Genomic DNA, 9675 nt, shown 5'->3' on the forward strand with positions numbered 1-9675 from the left:
ATCTCAGGTGCGCATAGGGTTTCGGGTCGTGGCTGGCGGCGGCGTCGGTTCAGATGACGGCAGCGGCAGATACGGATTGGTGAGGAGCTCTTGCATCGCGATGTCGTCGATCGGGCGTGACAGCAGATATCCTTGCGCGCGCATGCATCCGACGCTCATGAGAGTCTCGGCGGCGATCACGGTTTCCACGCCTTCGGCGACGACGTCGAGCTCGAAGGCCTCCGCCAGCGCGACGATGGCACGCACGATGGAGAGATCGCTATCGCTGTGCCCCAAATCGCGGACAAAGCTCTGATCGATCTTCAGGATGTCGACCGGCAGGGACTTGAGCCGCGTCAGGGAGCTGTAGCCGGTGCCGAAGTCGTCGATGGCCACCTTGACCCCGATGCCCTTCAAGCCCTCGATGGTGGCGCGGGCGGTATCGATGTCCTTGACGACGAGGCTTTCGGTGATCTCCAGACACAGCGACGCCGCGTCGACGCCGTATTCCGCAATGGTCGCCGAGACGCTGTCTACGAATCCGAGTCCGACGAGCTGCACCGGGGATACGTTGACACGCAGTGTGAGGTCTCGGGCCAAACCTTGGGATCTCCACCTGCGCAGGTGTTCACACGCCGACCGCAAGACGACACGGCCGAGTTCGGCGGCGAGGTTGCAGGATTCGGCGATCGGGATGAACGCGCCAGGCAGGAGTAGTCCGCGGGTGGGGTGCTGCCACCGCACCAGCGCCTCGACCGCGAGTAGTTCACCGCTGCGCAGATCCACCTCGGGCAGGTAGTGGACGACCAGGGCTCCCCGCTCGATACCGCCGCGGAGATGTAACTCGATGTCGTTGCGCAGGTCGGTGTTCAGGGCGAGATCGGGGGTGAACACCGCAACGTCATTACCCCCGATGTTCTTCACGGACAGGATCGCCTGGTCCACGAAGCGCATCAGATCCGAGGCAGTGTCCTGGCCGGGGACGCCGAGCGCCACGCCGATGCTCGCCGTGCGCCGAAGGCTGTTACCGGCGACGGCGAAGCGCTCGCGCAGACTCGTCTGGATTCGTTCGGCGAGCGCACGGGCGTCCTCGAGGGAGGCTACTTCACGGGGGATCACCACGAACTCGTCCCCACCGAGACGGGCGACGGTTGCGCCCTTTCCGGAGCTTTCGAGTAGGCGGGCGCCGAACAGCTTCAGGAACCGGTCGCCGGCGTCATGACCGAGGTAGTCGTTGACTGCCTTGAGTCGGTCGAGGTCGATGAACAGCGCGGCGACGGGACCATCTCCCTCGGCAGCCAGCCGGCTATCGAGGTGCTTCATCAGAGAACGGCGGTTGCGCAGCCCGGTGAGGTCGTCGTAATCGCCGAGGTAGCGCAGCTGTTCTTCGGCGGCGATGCGACCTTGCAGCTGCGCGAACAGGGTGGCGATCGTCTTCAGCGCGTCCAGTTCAGCCGGAATCCACTCTCGGTCACCGTATTTGATGAAACCCAGGGTGCCGGTGGTGACGTCGTCGGCCAGCAGCGGCACGACCGCCAATGAGATCTGCGGGACTGCTGTGCCCTGCTCGATGCGTCGTTGGTATTCGTCGGTGGCCTGCTCGGGCCTGACCACTACGGGTTCCTTGAGATGTTCCGTCGCTGCGAACTCCGGGTCGGCGCCTGCGAAGTACACCACGCCGATCGGGTCCGGATCGGGGATCACGTCCCGGATCGGCCACTGGGCGATCAGCTTGGTCGCGTGGATGGCGTGGTCGTTGTGCCGCAAGAACGCCACGTCGAGGCCCAGATAATTTGCCAGATCACCCAATACGGTGTCACTGATGGCGGCGGCGCTGTCGGCATCGGCAGCCATCAACTCACCAGCAACGCTGGTGACGACGTCGTTGAGGCTGCGAGACATGGTTATACGCTAGGTCAATTGATCTGAGCCGGGTGACAACTTGATTCGGTCGGAATTGCGGCGACTGGTCACCGGGGGCCGCTCCGCTGCACTGAACCGCATCACCAGGACGAGTTCGTCGGCAGTGTCCACCTCCGCCAGGTCCCGAAAATCAGACCTCAGCCGTGCCAGCTCACCAGAGAATTCCGCCGAGAGTGCACTCAACTCGGCGGAGGTGCGGGCGTAGAGGAAGACCGGCGAAATCGGCTGCACGGCCAGCCCGTGCTGTTCGGCGCAGATCCACACCGCTTCTGCGGACGAACCGCCACGGGCGAAATCGGTCAAGCGGGTTCCGGTCACCGTGACCACACCGAGCCCGGAGGCGGTCAACACCCGGTCCCTGGTGAAGTCACCGAGCGCAGTTCCGGCATTCCATTCGGCGAGGTGGGCCATCACGTCGGCGCGGCGGAGAATGCCCAAAACTGCTTCATCGCTGGCATCGAGTCCCAGGCTGCCGACTTCGATACCCGTGTCGGGATCGGCATCGCCGGGCCATCGCAGCTCGCCGATCATCTCCGCGTGCAGCCTGGCCGTGAGGTAGCGGATCCTGTCGGCCGCTCCCAGAAGTCGCGCGGCTGCCTCGAGTTGAGTCCGATCGGTCAACACCCGCAGCTGTGCGCCTTCGTCGTACGCGGCGGACTGCAGCGCGGCGATGGTCTGTGCCGGTAACTCCAGGGGTTTGCCGAGGGCTCGGTTGGTCACCCGAAGCAGCATCGGTTCATAGAGAGCTCCGAGGGTGGGGTCATCGCCGTCGCCGAAACCCACCGTGGCGCTCAGCGGCGCGTCTTCGCCGTCGTCGGTCACTGTTACCGGCCCGAGCCGTGAGTGAGCCGCCGCGGCGACGCGGGCATTGAACAGGGCCGCTCCGACAGCCACTGCGCTCCCCCGAAACCCGACGTCCAGGGCCGACGTGCGTTCCGGCGCCAACCCGATGGTCATGCCGTTCTCAGCGGCCTCGATCGACCACGGCTGTACGTTGCCCCCCGACGGTGCCCGGTTGGCTGCTGCGGCCACGATGTTCGCCACCCCCACGGGGGCCGGATCCGCCTGCGGAGCCGGCGGCGCGATCGGCCTCTCGCCGGCCATCTCGGGTTCCCGGAGTTGGTCGAGTGCCCACCCGACGTCAATGCGGGCCCGCCCCGAGTTCAGCTGTTCACCCAAGCCGATTCGGCGGACCGCCTCTGCCAACGCGGTCGCTCCGAGGTTGACGTCGGAGGCCAGCTGCGGCCACGTGGACAGCGACCGGTCGACCTCCACCAACGACGCAGCCGTCCTCGGTGAGAGACGTTCGGCATCGAGGTGGCGGAGGATGTGGGGGATCTTCTCCCGACTGCTCATTCCGGGGAACAACGCCGCATCGACCTCGCCGAGCAGCCCGTGCAGGATGGGCCGCGTCGGCTCCAGGTCGAAGCGTTCGACGTCGACGAGGCCGCGGTCACTGGTGGCCATCAGGACGGGAATGCCGCGGGAGCGCGCCATCTCGCGCAGGACGGCCTTCATGTCCAGCGCGTCACACTCCTCGACGACGATGTCGAGTCCAGCGACGAACGCGTCGGCGTTGTCGAAGGTCAGGCCCTCCTCGACCACGTGGACGGGCAGGTAGGGATCCACTTCGGCGATGCGCCTGGCAGCAACCTTGGCCTTGTTCACGCCGAGGTCGAAGACCGTCGCGGGCACTCGGTTGAGGTTGGAGAGTTCGAGGATGTCGAAGTCGGCCAGCCGCATCTCACCGCACAGCCCCTGGACGGCCAGCGTGTGGGCGATGACGTGGCCAACGCTCAAGCCGGCCACGCCCACCTTCAGCGCACCCAGCCGGTCCTGTTCGGCGGCGGTGATCATGTTGCGGTTGCGGTCGAGGCGCAGCGCGCGATACCCCCGCGGTCCCAGCACGGCCACGGCACTGCGACGCCACGGGTAGTAGGCCCACCGCATCGGCTCGTCCAGCACCGTCTCATCGGGCAGCGGACGCAACTCCGCGAGGTTTTGCCGGGCCCGAGCGTGACGGTCCAGCAGCGTGATGCGCTGATCAGCGCGCAACCCGTCCAGCACCTCCCGGTCGGCCGGGTCGCGAGGATCCAGTATCACCGCCGAGTAGGCATCGGCGTGGATCCCCATCTCCGGTGCGTCGCTCATCGTGCCCTCCTAACTGCGCTCTTCGTGACGCCAGGTCGAAGCCGCCCGGCTCGGCTGCTAGAGGTGATCCCGTCGACGGATGCGAGCGGGTATCGGCCCGTCGGCCACCATCGTGAACGGTACGGCCAGCGGAAAGTCCGGACCCAGTGAAAGTATCTCAGCGCGCCTGATGAACGTGGCCAGCCCGAGGGTGGCTTCCAGCATCGCGAAGTGGTCACCGATGCACGATCGCGGGCCGCCGCCGAACGGGATGTACTGCCAGCGGTTGCGGTCTCGGCTCTGCTCGGGCCCGAAGCGATCTGGATCGAACGACAGCGGGTCACTCCACAGGGTGGGATCACGCTGCACGGCCAGGCGTGCGACGATCAACATCGTTCCCGCGGGGACCCGGTAGCCGCCCACGACCACGTCGCGGGTTGCCATCCGGGTACCGGTCGGCCCCGGTGGGCAGAGTCGCAGCGACTCCTTGAGCACCTGCACGGTATAGCTCAACTGAGCGACGTCGTCGGGTTCCAGCGTTCGGTCGGGCAGCGCGGCGACTTCCCGAGCCACGCGAGCCTGGATGTCTGGATGGCGACCCAGCTCCCACATCGCGTAGGTCAGGGTGGTCGCGGTGGTGTCGTGTCCGGCGAAGAGGAAGACGATCAACTCGTCGGCGATCTCGTCATCGGTCAGCGTTCTTCCGGTTTCCGGATCGGTGGCCGCAAGAAGGGCCTGCACCAGTGGTGCGTCCGTCTCGGGGTCGGTCCGGCACTTGTGGAGAATGTCGTGGGCCAGCCGGTGCAACGTGGCACTGGCCGACCGCGCCCGGCGCCCCGCCCTGGTCGGAAGCCAGCGCGGAGCCCGCACGGGACGCAACGATCGGTCGGCGATGTAGGTCAACGCCTCGCGCAGCGGCTCGGCGATGTCCTCGACGTGATCGGTGAGGTCCAGGCCGAGCACCGAGCGACCAAGGGCGCTGAGCGTCAACCTGCGGCACTCATCGTCGAGATCGACCACGGCATCGTCAGTCCAGCCGCCCGCGACCCACTCCGCGGCTTCGGCCATGTGCCCACCGAAGGCGCGGACGTGCTGTCGGGTGAAGACGGGTTGCAACGTCCGGCGGCGCGGCAGCCATTCCGCATGGGGCAGATCGAACAGGTTGGCGCCCATCACCCGCCGGAACTCGGACAGGACCAGTGACGTCTTGTCGACGGAGTCGTCCTTGACCGTCAGGATGTCGCGGATGCCCTCGGGTGAGGTGGCCAGGACCATCGGCGGCAGAAGCCACGACGGGCCGAGGCGGAAGCGCGAGATCGGGCCGCCGGCGTCACGCAGTTCGTCCATACCGGTGTGAAAGGACCGCACTGCCTTGGCGCGTCGCAGATAGGAAAGTGGGTTCTTCGGGGGCAGAGGCAGTTTGGCGATGTCGATGTCTGGCGAGACGCTCACCGTGTCATGGCTCCCGTCGGCCACGCGGCGTTGCCGGTGATGGAGAGAAGGTCAACCGCACCATTTGACCCTAGTGGCATACCGGACCCGGCGTGGTGTCGGAGTCCTTAGCGAGGGTGCGGCGGCTCGCCGGGCGGCGGCCGTCACGACCCGGTCGACATACCTTGCCTTCAGGTCTGCGGCTCGCGATCGTCCTGCTGGGCAAGGAGTCGTGCGTAACCCGCACCCATGCCCAGCAACGCCAATCCCACGACGATGAACACCACGACGCGGAAGATGCCGTCCAGTGTTCCGAGATCGAAGAGGAACAACTTGGCCATCGCTGCTGCGACGATGGCCATACCGCCGCCGATCGGCAACGAGCGCCGTGCCCGAGGGATCCTAGTGGCGTATCGGAAGACGCCTGCGGCCAACGCGATCCAACAGATCGTGGCCACCACGTGCCCGGCGAAGAAGCCTTCGGTCTGACCGCCCAACAGCACACCGGCCGTCACCGCGAACTTCGTGATTCCGTACAGCGCGACCACTGCCGCCGTCGCCCACGACCAGTCCGCCGGCCACGACCACACGATGGTCGCGGCGAAGGCCACCACCAGCACACTGGTGATCAGCGTCGACACGGCGATCGGAGTGCCAAGTGACGTTGCCCGGATCAGCGTCGTCAGCGGAGCGTAGGCGAGGTAGAACAAGCCGCCCACGACACCGAATCCCAGTGCGCACCAACGCGCGACCCGGTCGCCGCGACCCGCCACCGCCAGGACTACCGCCATCGCGAGAAGCACGGGTCCGGCCACCGGGCCGTCGAACGCGACCGTCACGGCGACCAGGGCCGAGACCGCCGCCAGCGCCGACCAGACCGTCCGCACGGGTGCAGTGACCATCGGTAGGCGCTCACCCAAGAGCACGACCACGAAGAGCGCCACGGCGAGCACCGCGGCCAGTAGTGCCGCGATCACCCTGTCGACGGCGATGGACGCGGCCAACACGGGCATCGTCCCCGCCGCACTCAACAGCGCCATTGCCACCGCATTCTTCGTGTAGCGCAGCAGGATCAACGCGCTGCCGATCGCCAGCGCCGCCGCCAGGGCACACGCAACGGCCAGAAGGGGCGACTGCTCGAGAGCCAGCGCGACGAGAAGCGGCAGCGTGCTGGCCGCCATGCGCGCGGCGTGCATGCCGACCCAATCCTTCCCCAGTTGCACAGGCACGGACGCGGCGCTCAGCGCCAGCATGAAGCCGACCAGCACCAGCGTGAATCCGTCGGCGACGACGGGCGCGAGTCCGATGAGCGGCACCAGCACCAGAAGGCCGAGATGCTCGGTGTCCCACCGGCGGGCCAACAACAGACCCGCGCAGCCGACGACGGCCGCGATCACCAGTCCGATGGGCGGCGACACCCAGTCATAGACGGTGGTCACTGCGATGACGTCGATGTACGCGGCCGCAATGCCCGTGGCGGCCAAGGCAATCGCACCTACGCGGCCACCGGGCCGCTGCTTGAGCCGCCATGCGGCACCCACCAGTCCGGCGGCGAGGGCAGCGCCCGCGAAGACCCGTACCTCCGGGCGCAGAATCCCGGCCTGCGCGGCGAGGACGAGCAGAAGCGCCACCCCGACGAGCGTGACGGCGACGCCGGCGACCGCGAGCGCCTTCCCGATCCAACCGTCCGACCGTGGCCCGGAGGGCGCCGGATGCGGCGCAGGCATCGCGGGCTGGGCCGTCGGAGGCTGCTGGTAGGCGGGAGCCGGCCATGGCTGGGACCACGGCTGGGCCTGGAACTGGGGCTGGGCCGATCGCTGAGCCACTATGCGTTCGAGCTGAACCAAGTCCGCGGATGCCCTCGCCAGGTACGCGCCGATCACGGCGACGTCCGACGACAGCCTGGCGATGATGGCCTGATCCGGTTCGGTCATGTCGCCATCGTGGCAGCATCGGCGCACGACCGGATGAGTATTACTACCCGACGGAGCCGCCCCGGCGGTGACATTGGACTACGGCGCTATTCGTCGAGGCCGTGCTCGATGGCGTAACGCGCCAGTTCGACGCGGTTGGCCACCTGCAACTTGCGGAACGTCGCCTGCACGTGATTCTCGACCGTGCGGTGGCTCAACGACAGCCGTTCGGCAATCTGCTTGGCGGTCAGCCCCTTCGCGACGTACCGCAGGATCTCCGTCTCGCGCTCGGTGAGGCTCGGCATGGACCCGGTGGCCGCCTCCCCAGGAGCGTGCGCCATCCGCCGGTACTCACCAAGAACGAGGCCGGCAAGGCCCGGCGTGAACACCGCGCGTCCCTCGCCGGTGGCGCGGACCGCGTCGGCGAGTTCGCCCTTCGACGCGCTCTTGACCAGATAACCCGTGGCGCCGGCCTTCACCGCCTCGAGAACGTCGTCGCGTTCATCTGAGGCCGAGAGCACCAGGACGCGCGATGCCGGCGACACCGCCAGCACCTCCGCCGTCGCGCCAGCGCCGTTGCCATCGGAGAGGCGCATGTCCATCACCACCACGTCGGGTTTGACCACCGCCGCGCGGCGTCGCGCCGAGCCGACGCCATCGGCCGTGGCGACGACCGTGAAACCCTCCCCCTCGAGGTCGCGGGCCACCGCATCGCGCCAGATCGGATGATCGTCCACCACCATCACGGTGAACGTGGAATGGTCAGCTCCCACTCGGTCCCCCTTCCTGGCTCCGTACTCAGGCGCGCCGTGCCACCCAGCCAATTCAGTCGTCCCACAATGGATTTGGAGATACCCACCCGGCCCTCCTCGACGGCCTCCTGCAGGCGGCCCGCCGGAATCCCCACTCCGTCGTCACGGACGCTGATCACGACCGAGTCTTGCAGATCCTCGAGCAGAACGAAGGCATGTGCGCCCGCACCCGCGTGTGCGGCGACATTGTCCAAGGCATTCGTCACGGCCGCCTCGACCTCTCCTGCCACGGCCGGGTCGAGTAGGACCGGGTTGGCGGGCAGGCTGACCGACACCCGGTCGGATGCGCGGTTGCGGAGCACCGGAACCAGGTCGGTCTCGGTCTCGGTGCCCTCCGGAAGCCGGGCGCCGGCGGCACTCACCCACCGCCTCAACGCCCGCTCCTGTTCGCCCGCGAGTTCGGCCAACTCGGTTGTCGGACCGCCGATTTCGCGCCCACGCCGGGCAACGAGCGCCAGCACCTGGATCGCGCCGTCGTGCACCTCCCTCGACAATCGCTCCCGCTCCTCGAGTGACGCCGCCAGCTTCGCCGCTCGCTGCAGGTCGGCGTGGGCCCGTCGGGCCGTCTGTGCGGCCAGGCCGATCGCCAGGCCGACGGCCAGTTCGATCACGACGGTGGCGTTGCGTCCGACGTCGAAGCTCACGTAGCCCTTCAGCGCCGCGCTGGCAGCCGTCACCACCAGCGCGACGACCATGCCCCCCAGCGGTCCGAGCAGGATCGCCGCTGAAACCGTGGCGTTGGTGGCCCACAACGTCGTCGGCCAGGACTGGTTGTCCAGCGCCCACTGATCGGACGCCACGATGTCGGTAGACAGCATCAACCCGACGACCACCAGCACTTCGGCGAGCACCCAGGCGCGGCGCCGCCCGTAACCGTGCAGGTACGCCGCCGCACACGCCACACTCCACGAGATCAGCACCGCGAACAGGGCCCATCCGATCGCAGGCCGGTCGAGGTCGTCGTTGACGGCGATCTGAAAGCCCAGCGCGTAGAGGCAGCTCAACAGCCGGAAGACCTGCGCCGCCCGCCACAGCGGGGTGGCTGGGTCGGGGGTGGGTGCCGCCGGCACGGGAACTACATCACCTTGGACAGGAAGGCCTTCGTGCGCTCGTGTTGCGGGTTGCTCAGCACCTCGCGCGGCTTGCCGCGTTCGACGATCACTCCCCCGTCCATGAACACCAGCTGATCGGCAACCTCGCGGGCGAAGCCCATCTCGTGGGTCACCACGACCATCGTCATCCCCTCGCTGGCTAGCTTCTTCATCACGCCGAGGACCTCGCCGACGAGCTCGGGGTCCAGCGCAGAGGTGGGCTCGTCGAAGAGCATCAGCTTCGGGTTCATCGCCAGCGCCCTCGCGATCGCCACGCGTTGTTGCTGACCGCCGGACAGCTGCGCCGGGTAGGCGGTCGCCTTGTCCGACAAGCCGACCTGGTCCAGTAGGTCTCTGGCGCGAGATAGTGCCGCGGCCTTCTTGACGCCCTTGACC

At 67.6% G+C, this 9675-nt stretch carries 7 protein-coding genes; all 7 read right to left on the bottom strand.

Features of this window, described 5'->3' with window-relative positions; translation table 11 throughout:
* Positions 1-3: 3 nt before the first annotated feature.
* Positions 4-1881, bottom strand: a complete 1878-nt coding sequence (locus ACRDUX_RS30640; protein WP_526419570.1) for a putative bifunctional diguanylate cyclase/phosphodiesterase — start codon at positions 1879-1881, stop codon at positions 4-6.
* Positions 1882-1890: 9 nt separating this feature from the next.
* The gene (locus ACRDUX_RS30645) at positions 1891-4053 is read right to left on the bottom strand and encodes an Rv1355c family protein (RefSeq protein WP_526419572.1); all 2163 of its coding nucleotides are present in this window, start codon (positions 4051-4053) and stop codon (positions 1891-1893) included.
* A 57-nt stretch (positions 4054-4110) separates the two neighbouring features.
* Positions 4111-5484, bottom strand: a complete 1374-nt coding sequence (locus ACRDUX_RS30650) for a cytochrome P450 (RefSeq protein ID WP_526419574.1) — start codon at positions 5482-5484, stop codon at positions 4111-4113.
* A gap of 170 nt (positions 5485-5654) precedes the next feature.
* A complete protein-coding gene (locus ACRDUX_RS30655) occupies positions 5655-7397 on the bottom strand; it encodes a DUF2339 domain-containing protein (protein WP_526419576.1) in 1743 nt (580 codons plus the stop codon).
* Between the two features lie 86 nt (positions 7398-7483).
* Positions 7484-8119: a response regulator transcription factor gene (locus ACRDUX_RS30660; protein ID WP_526419581.1), complete on the bottom strand. Its 636-nt coding sequence runs from the start codon at positions 8117-8119 to the stop codon at positions 7484-7486.
* Positions 8119-9258 (bottom strand): MacS family sensor histidine kinase, encoded by a 1140-nt coding sequence (macS, locus tag ACRDUX_RS30665; protein ID WP_526419578.1) that lies wholly within the window; start codon positions 9256-9258, stop codon positions 8119-8121. The genes ACRDUX_RS30660 and macS overlap by 1 nt, the downstream gene beginning before the upstream one ends.
* Positions 9259-9263: 5 nt before the next feature.
* Positions 9264-9675: amino acid ABC transporter ATP-binding protein (locus ACRDUX_RS30670; RefSeq protein ID WP_526419579.1), on the bottom strand; the 412-nt coding region annotated here is incomplete at its 5' end.

This window comes from Mycobacterium sp. (assembly GCF_050701675.1).
GTDB lineage: Bacteria > Actinomycetota > Actinomycetes > Mycobacteriales > Mycobacteriaceae > Mycobacterium.

Excerpts from the sequence above, each read along its gene's own strand:
- ACRDUX_RS30645 (WP_526419572.1), bottom strand. The coding sequence starts at position 4,053 with ATGAGCGACGCACCGGAGATGGGGATCCACGCCGATGCCTACTCGGCG.
- ACRDUX_RS30660 (WP_526419581.1), bottom strand. The coding sequence starts at position 8,119 with ATGGTGGTGGACGATCATCCGATCTGGCGCGATGCGGTGGCCCGCGAC.
- ACRDUX_RS30655 (WP_526419576.1), bottom strand. The coding sequence starts at position 7,397 with ATGACCGAACCGGATCAGGCCATCATCGCCAGGCTGTCGTCGGACGTC.
- ACRDUX_RS30640 (WP_526419570.1), bottom strand. The coding sequence starts at position 1,881 with ATGTCTCGCAGCCTCAACGACGTCGTCACCAGCGTTGCTGGTGAGTTG.